This window comes from Prevotella sp. oral taxon 475, from assembly GCF_018127805.1.
In the GTDB taxonomy this organism is placed as follows: domain Bacteria; phylum Bacteroidota; class Bacteroidia; order Bacteroidales; family Bacteroidaceae; genus Prevotella.
On record NZ_CP072334.1, the window covers coordinates 1,389,298 to 1,406,439 of the forward strand.

Below are 17,142 nucleotides of genomic sequence, written 5' to 3' on the forward strand. Positions count from 1 at the left end.
TAGTATCTTTGCACGCGAAAGGCACGGCGTATGTGTCTCGGGGTGTAGCGCAGTCCGGTAGCGCTCCTGGTTTGGGACCAGGAGGTCGCAGGTTCGAATCCTGTCGCCCCGACACAAAAAGGAGGATGCATCATCATTCATTTGATGGTGCATCCTTTTTGCAAGTAAGTAAAGGGGTAAAAGGATAGGGAAGTAAATAAGGAACTTTACAATAAACTGTCAATAATCTTAATGCCTTTCTGTGTGCAAAAACCACGGAGAAGCAGAGCTGCGATATTTTTAAAAAGATAATCTGCGTCGTATCCATGGAACTCCAGTTCGTCCATCATCGTCTTGGAAGAGAGTCGAATGAATTTCAACACCACCTCATAGTCAAGCGAAGGTAGGAAGTAACCTTCAGAAATGCCGCGATAAATAAAAGCCATTCCCTCTTTCTTTTGTTCCTCGGTGCGTGTAGTAAGATATTTCATTACACGTGGATATTTGCACAGACCGGCAAAGAATAAGGGATTGGTGTTGGTGATTTCAGTTAAATCGTTGTTATAGATCGTTATCAGAATATCCATCACCGTATTTTTCCCGTCTGCCGACAAAGCCTGTAGCTTCTCGTGTTTGGCAAGGTCTTCCTCATGGAGGCCGGCCAAGAGAAGTTCCTCCTTGTTTTCATAAATCTCGTAGAGTGTACGTTTGGAAATACCTAGTATGCCAGCAATATCATCCATACGTACATCTCTGATTCCCTTTTGTTTGAACTCACGCATTGCGGTTTGCAAGATGCGCACTTTCAGTTCTTGACGATACGTTGAAAGAGAGACTTGTGTTGGCATAATGGAGCTTTGTTTGTGGCACAAAGATACAAAAAAACGGTCAACAAACTTTTCGTTTAAGCGTTTTTTACTACCTTTGCGTGGCTTTCAGAGAATAACATTTCACGATCATATAAGGTAAAAATTATTATGGCAAAGATTACAAAAGAGGCTGCTTTAGAATATCACAGTAACGGACATCCAGGAAAGATTGAAGTTCGACCCACCAAGCCCTACCATACTCAGACCGACCTTAGTCTGGCTTACTCGCCGGGCGTGGCTTATCCCTGTCTGGAAATTCAGCAGATACCTGACGAGGTCTACAAATACACCGATAAGGGTAATCTCGTGGCTGTCATCAGCAACGGAACGGCAGTGTTGGGACTGGGTGACATCGGGGCGATGAGCGGTAAACCGGTAATGGAGGGTAAAGGACTACTCTTCAAAATCTACGGCGGCATTGATGTTTTTGATATCGAACTCGCCGAGAAAGACCCTGAAAAGTTTTGTGAGACTGTAGAGCGGATTGCACCCACCTTTGGAGGTATTAACCTCGAAGACATCAAAGCTCCCGAATGTTTTTACATTGAAGAACGACTCAAACGCACACTTGACATCCCCGTGATGCACGATGATCAGCACGGAACGGCTATCATCTCGGCTGCCGGACTGAAAAATGCGCTCGAAGTGGCCGGCAAAGACATTCGTAAGGTGAAAATTGTTGTCAATGGAGCCGGAGCCGCAGCAATCAGTTGCACCCAGCTCTACATGGCTCTAGGTGCACAACGTGAGAATATTGTGATGATCGACTCGAAAGGTGTTATCACCTCAGATCGGATCGACCTCACTCCTCAGAAAGCTCTCTTCGCTACAGACCGCCGCGATGTCCGCACCTTGGAAGAAGCTATCCGTGGAGCTGACGTCTTCGTGGGACTTTCGAAAGGCAACATTCTCTCGCAGAAGATGATACAATCAATGAACGAACGTCCCATTGTTTTTGCGTTAGCCAATCCTGTTCCAGAAATTTCTTATGAAGATGCCATGGCCAGTAGACCCGACGTACTAATGTCTACCGGTCGGTCCGACTATCCCAACCAAATCAACAACGTTATCGGCTTCCCCTACATTTTCCGCGGAGCCCTCGACGTACACGCTACTGCCATCAACGAAGAAATGAAGATGGCCGCGGTACATGCCATCGCCCAACTGGCCAAAGAGCCTGTACCCGACATTGTGAACGACATCTACCGCGTGAACGACCTCAGTTTCGGTCCTACCTACTTCATTCCTAAACCTGTCGACCCACGGCTCATCACCGAGGTCTCCTCTGCTGTGGCTAAAGCCGCCATCGAAAGCGGTGTGGCCCGAAAGGAAATCACCGACTGGGAAGGATATAAAAAAAGCCTCATGCAACTTCTGGGGCAAGAAACTGTCTTCACGCGTAAGCTCCATGATACCGCCCGGTTGCATCCGCAACGCGTGGTCTACGCCGAGGGCGGGCACCCTTCGATGATGAAAGCAGCCGTACAGGCCAAAGTCGAAGGTATCTGTTCACCTATTCTCTTGGGCAATCCAGACCGTATCCGTCGCCAAGCACAACGCCTTAAGCTCGATCTAACCGATATCGAAATTATCGATATGCGGGCTGACCGTGAACAACGTCGCCGCGCTACCTATGCCAAGTACCTGGCCGAGAAATTGGCTCGCAAAGGTTACACTTTCCAGGAAGCTTACGATAAAATGTACGAACGCAACTACTTCGGTATGATGATGGTTGAGAAAGGTGATGCCGATGCCTTCATCACCGGACTTTATACCAAATATTCCAACACCATCAAAGTGGCGAAAGAGGTAGTTGGTATTCGCGAGGGCTACGAAACCTTCGGCACGATGCACATCGTCAACTCACAACGAGGCACCTATTACATTGCCGACACCCTCATCAACCGCCATCCTGACAACCGCTACCTTCTGGATATCGCTCGATTGAGTGCACATACCGTCGAATTCTTCAACGAGAAACCCGTGATGGCCATGATCAGTTATTCCAATTTCGGAACTGATGAAACGGGCAGTCCTCAGAAAGTGCACGAGGCCGTCGAGGAACTCCACAAGCATTACCCCAACCTGATTGTTGACGGCGAGATGCAAGTCAACTTCGCCCTCGACCGCCGTCTTCGCGACGATAAATATCCCTTCTCCCGCCTCAAAGACAAAGATGTCAACACTCTCATCTTTCCCAATCTCAGCAGTGCCAACGCATGCTATAAATTCTTACAAGCTCTCAGTCCCGAGACCGAAATCATCGGTCCCATACAAATGGGATTGAACCGTCCGATCCACTTCACCGATTTCGAGTCCTCCGTGCGTGACATCGTCAATATCACCGCCGTAGCTGTAGTCGATGCCTATGTAGACCAGCTCAAAAGAGGCGGCAAGATCTGACCGTAGAGTTTCTGTTCATGACTGAACCATCTGCGACATTCGCGGAAGGATTTTGTCAATGACAGAAGAGCAATTGAGAATAAAAAAGAGAACGGATAGCGCACCTTGCCTATCCGTTCTCTTTTTGTTGACTCTCCATCAACCCGATTGCCAATTTTTGATGGTCTTATAGTAATCTTCTTCTTTTTCAAGGCCATCACTTCCCAATGCAGAAATGTTTAAAGATATTCTCTAAAACCTCGCCAGAAGTGATGGCACCTCCTGTAATTTCGGCCAAATGGTGAAGACACAGACGCAGTTCTTCAGAAAGAAGATCGGCACTGAGTCCGATTTCAATGCCTTCGATCACCCGTTCGATACTTTTCTGAGCATGAAGAAGAGCCTCATAATGTCGGATATTGGTAATGATCATCTCGTTTTCGTGTATTTCCGGCAGATGAGCAGCCTGATAAATAGCCGCTTCCAAGCGATCAATATTTTGATGATATTTTGCCGAGATGGCAACAAATACAGGAGGATTTGCCCAAGTTCGGTCGGCAAAAACAATCTGTTTCTCATCCATCTTGTTGGTAACGACAATCAATTGTTTTCCCTCCGTCAGCGTTTCCATCTCATTCGCTTCGGGTAGGGTAGGGATTGCATCCACCACCCAAAGAATAATGGCAGCCTCTGACAGTTTTTTGTACGTGCGTCCTATTCCCAGACTCTCGATTTCATCCTGTGTTTGCCGCATGCCGGCCGTATCGATAAAGCGAAAAGCGACACCATTGATTTCAATCGTGTCTTCAATCACATCACGAGTCGTACCCGGTATTTCGCTCACAATGGCTCGATCTTCCTTCAACAGACAGTTCAGCAGGGTGCTTTTCCCCACATTCGGTTTTCCCACAATGGCCACAGAGATACCCGATTTGAGGGCACGTCCCGTTTCAAAAGACTGGGTAAGACCTGCTATCTTCTTATAGATGCTTCGTGAAAGCGTAGAGAGCTCATCACGGTCGGCGAATGTGACATCCTGATCGCTAAAGTCCAACTCCAGTTCTACAAGCGATGTCATCTGGAGAAGTTGGTTTCGCAGATCGGCCAATTCATGGGAATAGTGTCCCCTCAACTGACTTAAAGCCAATTGGTGAGTAGCTTTGTTGGTAGAAGCAATCAGGTCTGCCACAGCTTCCGCCTGGCTTAAGTCCATCTTACCATTTAAGAATGCTCGCTGAGTGAATTCTCCCGGCCGGGCTTGTCGGCAACCTAAATCGATCAGTCGTCGCAGAACCTCCTTCAAAATATATTCCGAACCGTGACAAGACACCTCAACAACGTCCTCGCCCGTGTAGGAATGCGGCGAACAAAACACAGTAACCAGCACCTCGTCAATAACACTTCGGTCTTCGGCAATAATATTTCCATAACTCACCGCCTGCCCTTTGACAGCCTGCAAAGACCGTCCGGAGACTGCCACAAAGGCTTTGTCGACAAGAGCGATTGCTTCCGGACCTGAAATCCGAATTACACCAATAGCTCCGCCCGAAGCTGTGGCCAAGGCACAAATGGTGTGATGGTCATTCAAAAGATGGAACATCTAAATCCTATCCAAAACAAGTTGAATCAATCCGTCGATTGAATTCTTGTAGTTTGCATTTACATTCTTGGCCCGACGGTTGGCAATCACCATACAACAAGTCAGAGCTTTGTGTCCCATCAGTCGCGCAAGTCCTGCAAGCGCACTGCTTTCCATCTCGAAGTTGGTAATTCTATGCCCCTGATATTCGAAGTTTTCCACCTTCTCATTTTGATATGGGTCGGCCAAAGGGATGCGCAACTCACGCCCTTGCGGTCCAAAGAAACCGCCACAAGCGATGGTAACACCTCTCACCATATCCTTACCGGAAACACGCTCCAGCGTTTCCGCATCTGCATCAATCACGTAGGGAGCTCCCAATTGCGGATTCCAGTTCATGTGTGCTTTGAAATTCTCTTCAAAATCAAGGTCGCAAACATCGTTTCTCCCTCCGTAGAAGTTGAGAAGTCCGTCAAAACCGATGCTCTTCTCGCTGGCAATATAAGTACCAACAGGCGTATCTTTTTGCAATCCCCCGCAGGTTCCGATCCTGACAAGCGTCAATTGTGTGAGCTGGGGCTTCTCCGTCCTGGTGTTGAAATCGATATTCACCAAGGCATCCAGTTCGTTAAGCACGATATCGATATTGTCGCACCCGATACCCGTACTGACAGCAGAGATTCTTTTACCCTTGTAACTACCGGTCACGGTATGAAATTCCCTACTCTGAACCTCGCATTCGATTCCCTTGAAGTGTGAAGCCACCAGCGAAACCCTACCGGGATCTCCCACCAAAATAACTTTCTGAGCCAATTGTTCGGGCAAAAGATGAAGATGAAAAATGCTTCCATCCTGATTGATGATGAGTTCTGATTCTGCAAAATACTTAGCCATGATATGATTCTTTTTATCAGTCGTATTCATCTTTCCAGGCAAGCGATGGGCCAACTTCGCCATTGCTCTGCGCACAAGAAAGTCTTTTATTTTTTTATCTCGCTATTTCGAATCGACTTTTCCAGGGTTTGCCGCGTCGTTTGCAGCTGCTCGAGCTTGGTCTCCAACGCCAGGATGGCGGAGGCCTCATTGCGTTTACCCTGGTGGTAAAGCAACCGTTTGGTTTCAAGTATGCGTTCTGTTTCTTCTAAAACTCGAACCATCTCGGACAACTGCTTGTATTTCAGCCGTCCATCGTTTGTCTTAAAGTCGTCTACACTGGTATAAACCGTCTGGTCGTCAATCGGGAAATAAATCCTATTCGAGTTGGTTTTCCGCATGGCCCGCTGCTCTTTTTCCCTAATATGGTTGAGAGCTTGCGAACGATTGCCAAACTTCCAGGTGTCAGCTATCCTTTCCAAGCGGGCATACGACTCCAGTTGCTGGGACGAAACCTCTTTTTCTTTGAAAGCAACACGCTGCATTGTCGGAACAAAGGTATAGATACACACCTTCCCCTCGGGCTGAAACCGGTCTGTTACGAGCCATCCGAGATTGTCCAGCTCGTCGAATGCCAGCAGATAGTCATTTGCCGTAGAGTTGAACGGCAAGCCATAGTTCTCTGCTTGATAGAATTTCCCACTTTCAGCGTCTTTTCTTGTCATGAAAATATCATATCCTCCAAGACTGTTTTCACCTTTTGCGGCGAACAAAAGCGTGATGCCATCTGCCATCAAGAAAGGATAATTCTGCTCTTTAAACTCTGCTCCGATTTCACTCAACCGTCGAGGCGTGTCCCATTTTTGCCCCAGTTTGTCGCAGGTATAGATGCCATTATCGGTCAACGAGTCTCCATCTGCATAATAGATACAATTCTGAAACTCGTTCATATAGACCGAACCGTTTTCTCCTTTTTCCGTTTTAAAGAACGAACGATAGGGAATGAGACTTCCAGATTCAGCATTGAGCGGAACCCGAGATAGAAAATCATCTTTGTCTACCACCATACTGTCTACAAACATCACTTTTGCCGTCGCTCCTAACATACTTTGATAGAGCAATTCTGCAGCAGTTGGCTCTACCATTTGCACCTTTGGCTTTTTTACTTTGGGTTGTATCTTTCGTTTCTGTGCAAAAGAGAATAGCCCGAATGCTGAAAAAGATAGAAGTAAGACGATATGGATTTTTCTCATTTCTCTTATTGATTGATCTAACAAAGGTAACAATTAAAAGGAGGAGGCAGGAGGAAGAGTCTTCTTTTTTAGTTTTTTTTAGAATGAAGCCGTATCTTTCCTGTTTATTTTTATGGAGAGAAGTATCGCCAATCATTCTACTTTTTATTTAAATAAAAATAGAAATATATTGATAATCAAGCATGAATAAGGTTTTATAACCTATCATTCCTATCACGTAGACATCAGAGATTTCTATTCTGTTTCTCCTCAAAATAAGCCCTAAAAAGAAGACTCCACATCATGCTTTTTCTTATTTTTAGATCTCCCTATAACCATTTAAAAATCAATGTCTTATACAAGCACATCGCAAAAGCTAAGAGATCGCACCTCAAAAGCTAAGAAAACGCATTGCAAAAGCTAAGAGATTGAAGACCAAAAGCTAAGCTTTTATAAACATACCTATTATATATTGATGATCAATAAGTTACAGATACCTTTCTCTTACTAAAAACAAAGATAGTGAGATGTATCCTTTGACGTTCGACAAAGCGTGAGAATGAGATGCGAAGATGAAGATCATGCTTGTTGAATTGTATCATATAAATAAGGTAGAAATAGAGCGAGAGGCCTATTAAAAAAGTAGAAAATGGGGGGTATGCTTGCATATTCATAAGAAAATTCCTACATTTGCAATGTTAATATATAAAGAAAAACAGAACGATGATTAATAGAGAATTGATACGGATCAAAATTGTCCAGTTAACCTATGCTTACTATCAGAATGGGAATAGAAATATGGATAACGCTGAAAAAGAACTTCTTTTCAGTCTCTCTAAAGCCTATGACCTGTACAATTACCTGCTTGCGTTGATTGTAGCGATAACGCGCGAGGAGAGACATCGTATCGATATCGCCACACAACAGGCTGAACGAGAGGGGACGGAAGCTCCTTCTCAGAAGTTTGCGTTCAACCAATTCGCAACGCAACTTGAAGAAAACAAGATGCTGGCCGACTTTATGGAGACGCAAAAACAAAGATGGGAAGACGATATTGAGGCCATCCGGAAACTCTGCAACCAAATAGAACTGTCGGAAACCTACCAAGAATATATGGCAAACGACGAAAATTCGTATGAGGAAGACCGGGAGTTGTGGCGCAAATTGTATAAACAGCTGATTCAGAATAATGTGGATTTGGATGCTCTCTTGGAAGAAAAGAGCCTATATTGGAACGATGACAAAGAGATTGTAGACACGTTCGTGCTAAAAACCATCAAGCGTTTCGATCCTATTAACAAATCGAAGCAAGAGCTATTGCCCGAATATAAGGACGAGGAGGATAAAGACTTCGCCCGAAAACTCTTTCGGGCCACGATCCTCAATGCTGACCAGTATCAACGATATATGAGCGAAAACTCGCGTAATTGGGATTTCTCGCGGCTGGCTTATATGGATGTGGTGATTATGCAGATAGCTATCGCCGAGATGTTGACCTTTCCTAATATCCCAGTAAGCGTTACTATCAACGAGTATGTCGATCTGGCGAAACTCTATAGTACACATCGTAGTGGCGGATATGTCAATGGTATGCTCGATACAATTGCTCGTGGACTGATTATGAGCGGGAAAATGATGAAGGCTATGCCCGAACCGCGTGTAAGAAAATTTATCACTGATACCGAAAAGAAAGAGGATGTGAAAGGCGAACAGAGGGAAGAACAGGTATTGAACGATGTTGAAGAGACGCTTCAAAAGCCTGTAACACAAGGCGAAGAGCCCTTGTCGATAGTCGAAACACCGAGGAGTTCGGAGGAATAAAAAGAAAGTGATGAGAAGATTTTCTTCTCGTTATCTCTTTCTTTCTCCATTTTCTCATCCTATTAACAGAGAAAAAACAAACGAAAGAACCGGAAAACCCAGTGGTTTCTTAGTTCATAAATGAAGAAAATCATTAACTTATCAACTAAAAATGACGACAACAACAATGTTAGCCGCACAAGCTGCCGGCGGTAGTTCAGCAATGCCCATCTTGATGATGGTTGCTATTTTTGTGATTATGTATTTCTTTATGATACGCCCTCAGCAAAAGAAGCAGAAAGAGATACGCAACTTTCAGAATGCTTTGGAAGAGGGTACAAAGATTATTACCGGCGGTGGCATCTATGGAGTGGTGAAACGTATTGACCTCACTTCAAATCTTGTAGAGGTGGAAATAGCAAAGGGCGTTATCATTAGCGTAGATAAAGGCTCGGTGTTTGCTAATGCCATGGCTTCCCAAACCTCGGGCACAAAGGCATAATTAATGAAAAGACCCCGTCTCTTAAAAGTGTATGCTTTCGTCAGGAACTTCATGTTCAGTTCTGTGAACAAAGAGTTTCTGATTTTTTTGTTCTTTCTTGCATTGAGCGGAGGCTTTTGGCTGCTCGCAGCTCTAAACGAAACCTACGAGAAAGAATTCCTTTTGCCCGTTCGTTTCGCAAATGTGCCGAAGAATGTAGTCATCACTTCGAATGAAGACGACGTGGTTCGGGTGACGTTAAGAGACAAAGGGTTCACCATGATGGCCTATCTCTACTCCCAACAGCTGCGCCCTGTGTTGCTCAACTACAGCAATTACGCCAACAAAAAGACAGGACGGGGCATCATTCCAACAGCCGACATTCAGAAACAGCTCTATACTCAGCTCTACGGGTCTACCAAAATCGTGTCTGTAAAGCCCGATAGGGTGGAGTTCTCTTTCAATTACGGCGAGAGCAAACGGGTGCCGATACGCATGGCTGGAGTGGTAAGTCCAGGTGAAAGGCGTTATCTTTCCGACTTGAAGTTTATGCCAAGCTTTGTTACCATCTATGCCAACAGACGGCTATTAGATAGCATCAAAGCCGTATATACGGAAGATTTGCACATCGTCAACTTCAGCGATACCATCTCTCGGCTCGTCTCTCTGCGCCGCATAGAAGGGGTTAAGGTCATTCCGAACAAGGTAAAGCTCATGCTTTACCCGGATGTGCTGACTGAAGAGAGCATCGAAGTACCGGTAATGGCCATCCATCTACCTGCCGATAAGGTGTTACGTACTTTTCCATCGCGTGTGAAAGTGCACTTCACCATTGGGGTAAGCAGTGTACGTTCCATCCGTTCCGATGCCTTTAGCGTAGTGGTCGACTATGCCGAATTGGCCGCTCATCCTTCGGAAAAGTGCATTTTGTATCTGAAAACCATCCCTCAAGGTGTTCGCAATGCCCGATTGGAGATTGAACAGGTAGACTATCTCATCGAGCAGAAGTAGATTTTTAACAATCAAGACCAAGACACGGATGGAACTACGCATCGCCCTTACAGGTGGAATCGGTAGCGGAAAGTCGTTTGTTTGCAGTTTGTTGCGAACGAAAGGCATTGAAGTGTTCGACTGTGACGCGTCGGCCAAGAGACTGATGCGCACCTCAGAACCTCTGCAGCAAGAGCTTCGACAAGTGGTAGGGCAGACATTATATGTCGAAGGACGATTGCAGAAACAGGTGTTAGCTAAATTTCTCCTGACAGGAGAGGACAACCAGGCACGCATCAACAGCATTATTCACCCGGCTGTGGCGCAAGACTTTGAACTGTCGGGCTGTCGATGGCTTGAGAGTGCCATCTTTTTCGATAGCGGTTTTCACCGTCGTGTACATATAGACAAGGTGATATGTGTCACCGCTCCGATAGAGACACGCATCTTGCGGGTGATGAAACGAGACGGTATCACGCGCGAGAAAACGCTCGAATGGATAGAATGTCAACTCCCGCAGGAAGAGGTTTTACGACAGTCCGACTATGAAATCGTGAACGATGGTATAGAGAATGTGAGCAAACAAATAGACGAATTATTAACAACCCTAACAAAACTATAAACGTAGTAGAATATGTTACAGACAATTCTTTCAATTGCAGGAAAGCCTGGACTTTACAAACTGGTGTCAAGAGCCAAAGTAACGCTTATTGTAGAAGCTCTCGACGAGACGCATCGACGTATGCCTGTATTCGCAACCGACCGTGTTACGAGTCTTTCAGACATCTCGATGTTTACCACTTCTGAAGATGTGCCCTTGTGGCAGGTACTGAAAAACTTAGGCGAAAAAGAGCAATCGAAGCCCTGCTCGTTGAACTACAAGAAGGCAACGGGAAAAGAACTGCGTGCGTTTTTCAGTGAAGTGCTGCCTGATTTCGACCAAGATCGGGTGCACGACAGCGATATCAAAAAGTTGATCCAGTGGTATAACATCCTCGTCAACAATGGTATCACCGACTTCGAAAGCATGTTGAATCCCACAGAGGGTGGGGAAGTAGAACCCCAACAAGAAGTATAATCGAGAGAAGTGGAGGGCTCTGTGCCTTCCACTTTTTAGTCATAGACGTGTTATGTGGTTACATCTCCTTTTCGTTCTTATTGGCATTATGCTCGTGTTATGGGGTGCCGACCGTCTGACAGACGGTGCCGTGGGACTTGCCGAGCGGATGAACATTCCTCAAATCGTCATAGGACTCACCATCGTTGCCATGGGAACATCCATGCCCGAGTTCTGTGTTAGCTTTGTTTCAGCCTTGAAGGGTACACCCGATCTGGCCGTGGGCAACATCATCGGCAGCAACATCTTCAACACGATGCTCATTGTGGGCATGGCAGCAATGGTGACTCCCATAGCCATCCCCAAAATCACCGTACGCAAAGACATCCCTTTCGCCTTGCTATCTTCTGCCACACTTCTTCTTTTTTGTCTCGACGGCCATCTCAGCAGAGTAGATACAGGCATTCTGCTCATTCTCTTTTTCTTCTTCATGGCCTTCACTCTGCGCACAGCAAAGCAGATGAACGACACGCAGTCGCAGACGAAAAAGAAGATGAAACCCCTTGTAGCCACAGTTTGGCTCTTAGTGGGTTTAGGCTGTCTGATTGCAGGTAGCAATCTGTTTGTAGACGGAGCCACGCAAGTGGCCGCAGCAATTGGTGTGAGCGATGCGGTGATCGGCCTGACCATCGTTGCCGGAGGAACATCTCTTCCCGAACTAGCCACCAGCGTATTAGCGGCCCGTAAGGGCAATAGCGGAATTGCAATAGGCAATGTTCTCGGTTCGAATGTCTTCAATATTTTGGCCATTCTGGGTGTGACGGGTATGATTTCGCCCATGCAGATACAAGGAATTGGTCTAACAGACCTGGCTATGCTGGTGGGTAGCATGGTATTATTATGGCTGTTCTCATTCACCAAGTATACCGTTTCCCGTTGGGAAGGAACCATTCTCACCGTTCTTTATATAGGCTATATCGGCTTTTTGATTGCAGCCATCCGATAGAGATGAATTGCATTCAAAACAACTGCTTTCCCAACTCTTAGCTTTTGCACTCCATTTTCTTAGCTTTTGCACTCCATTTTCTTAGCTATTGGAGTGCAAAAGCTAAGAGATGAAAAAGCGAACCTTTTTTATTTTTTATTTGTCTGCTTCTTAACATCTCAAGTTTTATTCGTACTTTTGCGCTAAATATTGAATATTGACACGCCGAGTGATGAGCAACGAAGAATTGACCCACACACTTACCCAAGCCGTGGCAGAGCTTTCTGAAGCCAGTGCACTGAAAGAACTGTTCCATCGGCATAAAGACGGAAATCCGTTGCCCTCGGGACAGGTGCTCGAAGAGATCGTACAGCTGCTTCGCACCATTCTTTTTCCCGGATATTACGGTCAATCATCGGTGAATACGAGAAGTATCGAATATCACATCGGGGTTCATGTAGAAAAATTACACCAACTTCTTTCCGACCAAATTCTGGCAGGACTGTGCTTTGCACATTGCGATGAAGACGACACAGCACCTCAATTAGAAGAGAGACGCTCTGAAGCCGAACGCATGGCAGCTGAGCTCATCGCCCGTTTACCGCAAATACGTTGCGTGTTAGCAACCGACGTGACGGCAGCTTACAACGGAGACCCCGCTGCAGAAAGCTATGGCGAAATCATTTCATGTTATCCTGTGATCAAAGCACTGGTCAATTATCGCGTAGCACACGAACTCTTGAAGATGGGTGTTCCACTGATCCCTCGCATCTTGACAGAGATGGCACACTCGGAGACGGGTATCGACATTCATCCGGCGGCTTCTATCGGCGAATATTTCACCATCGACCACGGAACAGGTGTCGTTGTAGGGGCCACTTGCATCATTGGACGCAACGTAAAGCTATATCAAGGCGTTACGCTCGGTGCACGCAGCTTCCCTCTTGACGAAGACGGGCATCCTATCAGAGACATTTTGCGTCACCCTGTCTTGGAAGACAATGTGATAGTCTACTCGAACGCCACTATTCTGGGGCGTGTCACTATCGGTGAAGGTTGTGTCGTAGGAGCCAATATCTGGGTGACAGAAGACATGGCACCCAACACTAAGATTTATAAGAAAACGAAATAAACAGACGTAAAGACAATGGAATTCGAACTCATCGCCAAAACCTTTATGGGTTTGGAGCCGGTTTTGGCCAAGGAACTCATCCAAATGGGAGCTAACAACGTACAGATAGGCCGGAGAATGGTGTCGTTCACGGGCGACAAAGAAATGATGTACCGCGCCAACTTCCAACTGCATACGGCCATTCGCATCCTGAAACCGATTGCAAAGTTCAAAGCACGATCGGCAGACGATGTGTACGAAGAGATTCAGAAAATAGACTGGAGTCGACATATCGAAGAGGGCAAAACGTTTTCGGTAGACTCTGTGGTGTATTCTGAGGAATTTCGCAACTCGCGCTTTGTCACTTATAAAGTGAAAGATGCCATTGTAGACCAATTCCGCGAACGCACCGGTAGACGTCCGAATATCTCTGTAAGTAATCCCGACATCCGATTGAACATCCATGTAGCTGAATACGACTGCACACTCTCGCTCGATTCGAGCGGAGAAAGTCTGCATCGCCGCGGCTATCGACAGGAGTCGGTAGAGGCTCCGCTGAACGAAGTGCTGGCTGCTGGTATGATTCTGATGACTGGTTGGCAGGGCGATTGCGACTTTATCGACCCCATGTGCGGATCGGGAACACTCGTTGTTGAAGCGGCTCTCATTGCCCGCAATATCTCGCCGGGCGTGTTTCGCAAGAACTACGCTTTTGAAAAGTGGCCCGATTTCGACCAGGAACTCTTTGATAACATCTATAACGACGACTCGCAAGAGCGGGAGTTTGCACATCACATCTACGGCTATGACGTGGATATGAAAGCTGTGAACACGGCTCGGCTCAATGTTCGTGCATCGGGACTGACGAAAGATATTACCATTGAACAAGCTGATTTTAAGGATTTTAAAAGACCTGAAAACAAAAGCATCCTGGTTACGAATCCGCCTTATGGCGAACGTATCTCTACTCCCAATCTCCTTGGCACGTATAAGATGATAGGCGAACGACTGAAACATCAATTCATGGGTAATGAGGCATGGGTGCTGAGTTATCGTGAGGAGTGTTTCGACCAAATAGGCCTTAAACCTTCCATCAAGATACCAGTGTATAACGGGTCGCTGGAGTGTGAGTTTCGCAAGTATACCATCTTCGACGGATCGTTCAAAGACTTCCGCGAAGAGGGCGGCGTGGTGAAAACCGACGACGAAAAGAAACAAATGGCAGAGAAACACCGCTTTAAGAAGAATCGAGAGTTTAAAAAACGACTCGACGAAGAACTGCAAGATCAGGGCGACGACATCCGTTCGTACACCTTTAAGAATCATTTTGCCAAAACAGAAGAACGAAATGCCGACCGCAAACGTCGTTTCGCAGGGGCTTACAGCGAGAGAGAGCATCGCGACGGAAGACGCTTCGACCGTGATACAAAAGGCTCCGAACGAAAGGACTTTGGCAGAAAGAGCGGAGATTTCGGCAGAAAAGGTAAAGACTTCGACCGAAATAGGGGATTCGACCGAAAAGGCAAGAATTTCGATTACAAGGAGAGAGCCTTTGGAAAAGACGCTAAACGCGGCGAGAAAAGATCGAACAGAGAATTTACTAACTTGATAGACCATGACGATTAGACAACTGATCGTGGGGATATTGCTGTCTCCACTCGCATTATTCCTACAAGGCATGCAGGCACAAAAGCTGTTTACGCTGGAAGATCTCAACTTCGGAGGTAACAATTACCACAAGATGATACCGGAAAATCGGTACACCAAGTGGTGGGGAGAGGAACTGATGCGCGCCGATACGGAGTTTTGCGCGTTGATCAATAAGAAAACGGGTAAGGAAACGACGCTCTTCACCCTCGAGGACATGAACCGCTGGACAGGAAACGATGAGGAAAACAAGATGAAGTCTCTCTCACACGTGGAGTTTCCTTATGCGGGTGAGCCGCTGGTGTTGCTGAACAACGCGAAGAAACGCATGCTGGTGAATTGGAAAACCGGGAAAATGGTATGGCAGCAGACGGCAAAAGACGAGACCTCGGCCGACTGGAACGCACGCTCACGAGCCGTGGCTTTTGTGAAAAACGACAACCTATATATCACAGATGCTGAAGGAAAGACTCGGCAACTCACAACCGATGGCAGTCGGAACGTGGTTTACGGGCAGAGTGTGCACAGAGATGAGTTTGGTATCTACAAGGGTACGTTTTGGAGCAACGACGGACAGAAGTTGGCTTTCTACCGGATGGATCAGTCGATGGTGACCGACTATCCGCTCGTAGATATCAATACACGCATTGCAACAGAGACTCCGACGAAATATCCGATGGCCGGCGAGACTTCACACAAAGTGACGGTAGGCATCTACGACCTCAAAACGCAAAATGTCATCTATCTCAATACGGGCGATCCGACCAACCGTTATTTCACCAACATTGCCTGGTCGCCCGATGATAAGAAGCTCTATCTCATAGAACTCAATCGGGCGCAGACCAATTGCTCACTCGATGCCTACGATACAACGACGGGCAACCAACTAAAAACGCTCTACACCGAGCACAACGACAAGTATGTGCATCCCATGCACCCCATTACGTTCTTACCGTGGGACGAGAATCTCTTTCTGTTGCAGAGCGAGAAAGATGGCTTTAACCATCTCTACCTCTTCGATACGAAAGGTCGGGAAAGAAAACAGCTCACCTCCGGTCGGTGGGTGGTGCTCAACTTACTGGGATTCAACCCTAAAACGAAAGAGGTTATCATCCTTTCGACAGAGTGTAGTGCAATACAAAATAATATCTATGCTGTAAATCTACTGACGGGCAGACGTCGACTCTTGGACAACGGTAGAGGTTGCCATGCCAATACAGTAGGTGATGGTGGCAGTAGGAGGGGAGCTCTGAGTGCGTCGGGCGGATGGTTGATCGACAATTATACCGAACCCACTGTTCCACGAAACATCTCTATTGTGAATGTAGCTACGGCAAAGGCCATCGATTACTTCACTGCAGACGACCCCTGGACGGGCTACACCGTTCCCGAATACACCTGCGGAACGATAAAAGCAGCCGACGGCATTACCGATCTATACTATCGGATGGTGAAACCCACCCATTTTAATCCTCAAAAGAAATATCCCACCATCGTCTATGTATACGGAGGACCGGGTGTTCGCAATGTGGAGGCGCGCTGGCATTTTTGGTCGCGCGGATGGGAAACCTACATGGCGCAGAAAGGTTACTTGCTCTTTATCCTTGATAACCGTGGCAGCTGCAACCGCGGACTGGCTTTCGAACAAGCGACGTTCCATCATTTGGGTATCGAAGAGATGAAAGATCAGATGATGGGCGTAGACTTCTTACGCTCGCTGCCCTATGTCGATGCTGCACGGATGGGTGTACATGGTTGGAGTTTCGGCGGATTTATGACTACAAATCTCATGACGACTCACCCCGAAACATTCAAGGTGGGTGTAGCCGGCGGTCCGGTTATTGACTGGAAATGGTACGAGGCGATGTATGGCGAACGCTATATGGGCATGCCGCAAAACAATCCCGAGGGATATGCAGAAAGCAGTTTGCTGTCCAAGGCCAAGAATCTGAAGGGCAAACTACAAATCATCACGGGCATGAACGATCCTGTTGTCGTTCCGCAGCACTGTCTTAACTTCCTACAAGCTTGTATCAAGGCCGGCACGCAGCCCGATTTCTTTGTCTATCCAGGTGAACCTCACAACATGCGCGGCCGGCAGAGCACCCATCTGCACGAGCGCATCTCACAATATTTTGACGACTATTTAAAGTAACA

General features: G+C 46.6%; 14 protein-coding genes and 1 tRNA gene. 11 read left to right on the plus strand and 4 right to left on the minus strand.

Annotated features, from left to right (window positions below; genetic code table 11):
* Positions 1-38 precede the first annotated feature (38 nt).
* A tRNA-Pro gene (locus J5A66_RS05455) sits at positions 39-112 on the plus strand.
* A gap of 94 nt (positions 113-206) precedes the next feature.
* Here the strand turns inward: J5A66_RS05455 and J5A66_RS05460 are convergent.
* Positions 207-827 carry a TetR/AcrR family transcriptional regulator gene (locus J5A66_RS05460; protein WP_249109914.1) on the minus strand — a complete coding sequence of 207 codons (621 nt, stop codon included), beginning with the start codon at positions 825-827 and terminating at the stop codon, positions 207-209.
* A 129-nt stretch (positions 828-956) separates the two neighbouring features.
* Between J5A66_RS05460 and J5A66_RS05465 the strand changes: the two genes are divergently transcribed.
* On the plus strand, positions 957-3,251 hold the full coding sequence (locus tag J5A66_RS05465) for an NADP-dependent malic enzyme (RefSeq protein WP_211789670.1): 2,295 nt from the start codon (positions 957-959) through the stop codon (positions 3,249-3,251).
* A 196-nt stretch (positions 3,252-3,447) separates the two neighbouring features.
* Here the strand turns inward: J5A66_RS05465 and mnmE are convergent, their stop codons facing one another.
* The 3 genes from mnmE to J5A66_RS05480 all read right to left on the minus strand — a co-directional run bounded on the left by mnmE (position 3,448) and on the right by J5A66_RS05480 (position 6,827).
* Positions 3,448-4,830 (minus strand): tRNA uridine-5-carboxymethylaminomethyl(34) synthesis GTPase MnmE, encoded by a 1,383-nt coding sequence (gene mnmE / locus J5A66_RS05470; RefSeq protein ID WP_211789671.1) that lies wholly within the window; start codon positions 4,828-4,830, stop codon positions 3,448-3,450.
* Positions 4,831-5,703, minus strand: coding sequence for a nucleoside phosphorylase (locus J5A66_RS05475; protein WP_211791444.1), 873 nt, complete (start codon positions 5,701-5,703; stop codon positions 4,831-4,833).
* Positions 5,704-5,789: 86 nt separating this feature from the next.
* Positions 5,790-6,827: a hypothetical protein gene (locus J5A66_RS05480; protein ID WP_249109915.1), complete on the minus strand. Its 1,038-nt coding sequence runs from the start codon at positions 6,825-6,827 to the stop codon at positions 5,790-5,792.
* An 810-nt stretch (positions 6,828-7,637) separates the two neighbouring features.
* Here J5A66_RS05480 and nusB point away from each other — a divergent pair.
* From nusB to J5A66_RS05525, 9 genes are all read left to right on the plus strand, one after another.
* A complete protein-coding gene (nusB, locus tag J5A66_RS05485) occupies positions 7,638-8,735 on the plus strand; it encodes a transcription antitermination factor NusB (protein ID WP_249109916.1) in 1,098 nt (365 codons plus the stop codon).
* A 151-nt stretch (positions 8,736-8,886) separates the two neighbouring features.
* Positions 8,887-9,216 carry a preprotein translocase subunit YajC gene (yajC, locus tag J5A66_RS05490; protein WP_211789673.1) on the plus strand — a complete coding sequence of 110 codons (330 nt, stop codon included), beginning with the start codon at positions 8,887-8,889 and terminating at the stop codon, positions 9,214-9,216.
* 3 nt (positions 9,217-9,219) lie between these two features.
* On the plus strand, positions 9,220-10,206 hold the full coding sequence (locus J5A66_RS05495) for a YbbR-like domain-containing protein (protein ID WP_211789674.1): 987 nt from the start codon (positions 9,220-9,222) through the stop codon (positions 10,204-10,206).
* A gap of 28 nt (positions 10,207-10,234) precedes the next feature.
* A complete protein-coding gene (gene coaE / locus J5A66_RS05500) occupies positions 10,235-10,807 on the plus strand; it encodes a dephospho-CoA kinase (RefSeq protein WP_211789675.1) in 573 nt (190 codons plus the stop codon).
* A gap of 12 nt (positions 10,808-10,819) precedes the next feature.
* Positions 10,820-11,263, plus strand: a complete 444-nt coding sequence (locus tag J5A66_RS05505) for a DUF5606 domain-containing protein (RefSeq protein WP_211789676.1) — start codon at positions 10,820-10,822, stop codon at positions 11,261-11,263.
* A gap of 52 nt (positions 11,264-11,315) precedes the next feature.
* Complete coding sequence (locus J5A66_RS05510) at positions 11,316-12,248, plus strand: calcium/sodium antiporter (RefSeq protein ID WP_211789677.1); 933 nt, start codon at positions 11,316-11,318, stop codon at positions 12,246-12,248.
* A 211-nt stretch (positions 12,249-12,459) separates the two neighbouring features.
* Positions 12,460-13,359: a serine O-acetyltransferase gene (locus J5A66_RS05515; protein WP_211789678.1), complete on the plus strand. Its 900-nt coding sequence runs from the start codon at positions 12,460-12,462 to the stop codon at positions 13,357-13,359.
* A gap of 15 nt (positions 13,360-13,374) precedes the next feature.
* Complete coding sequence (locus tag J5A66_RS05520; RefSeq protein WP_211789679.1) at positions 13,375-14,964, plus strand: class I SAM-dependent RNA methyltransferase; 1,590 nt, start codon at positions 13,375-13,377, stop codon at positions 14,962-14,964.
* A complete protein-coding gene (locus tag J5A66_RS05525; protein ID WP_211789680.1) occupies positions 14,954-17,140 on the plus strand; it encodes a DPP IV N-terminal domain-containing protein in 2,187 nt (728 codons plus the stop codon). The genes J5A66_RS05520 and J5A66_RS05525 overlap by 11 nt, the downstream gene beginning before the upstream one ends.
* Positions 17,141-17,142 lie beyond the last annotated feature (2 nt).

Coding starts and splice junctions, on each gene's coding strand:
- J5A66_RS05460 (WP_249109914.1), bottom strand. CDS start 827: ATGCCAACACAAGTCTCTCTTTCAACGTATCGTCAAGAACTGAAAGTG.
- J5A66_RS05465 (WP_211789670.1), top strand. CDS start 957: ATGGCAAAGATTACAAAAGAGGCTGCTTTAGAATATCACAGTAACGGA.
- mnmE (WP_211789671.1), bottom strand. CDS start 4,830: ATGTTCCATCTTTTGAATGACCATCACACCATTTGTGCCTTGGCCACA.
- J5A66_RS05475 (WP_211791444.1), bottom strand. CDS start 5,703: ATGGCTAAGTATTTTGCAGAATCAGAACTCATCATCAATCAGGATGGA.
- J5A66_RS05480 (WP_249109915.1), bottom strand. CDS start 6,827: ATGGTAGAGCCAACTGCTGCAGAATTGCTCTATCAAAGTATGTTAGGA.
- nusB (WP_249109916.1), top strand. CDS start 7,638: ATGATTAATAGAGAATTGATACGGATCAAAATTGTCCAGTTAACCTAT.
- yajC (WP_211789673.1), top strand. CDS start 8,887: ATGACGACAACAACAATGTTAGCCGCACAAGCTGCCGGCGGTAGTTCA.
- J5A66_RS05495 (WP_211789674.1), top strand. CDS start 9,220: ATGAAAAGACCCCGTCTCTTAAAAGTGTATGCTTTCGTCAGGAACTTC.
- coaE (WP_211789675.1), top strand. CDS start 10,235: ATGGAACTACGCATCGCCCTTACAGGTGGAATCGGTAGCGGAAAGTCG.
- J5A66_RS05505 (WP_211789676.1), top strand. CDS start 10,820: ATGTTACAGACAATTCTTTCAATTGCAGGAAAGCCTGGACTTTACAAA.
- J5A66_RS05510 (WP_211789677.1), top strand. CDS start 11,316: ATGTGGTTACATCTCCTTTTCGTTCTTATTGGCATTATGCTCGTGTTA.
- J5A66_RS05515 (WP_211789678.1), top strand. CDS start 12,460: ATGAGCAACGAAGAATTGACCCACACACTTACCCAAGCCGTGGCAGAG.
- J5A66_RS05520 (WP_211789679.1), top strand. CDS start 13,375: ATGGAATTCGAACTCATCGCCAAAACCTTTATGGGTTTGGAGCCGGTT.
- J5A66_RS05525 (WP_211789680.1), top strand. CDS start 14,954: ATGACGATTAGACAACTGATCGTGGGGATATTGCTGTCTCCACTCGCA.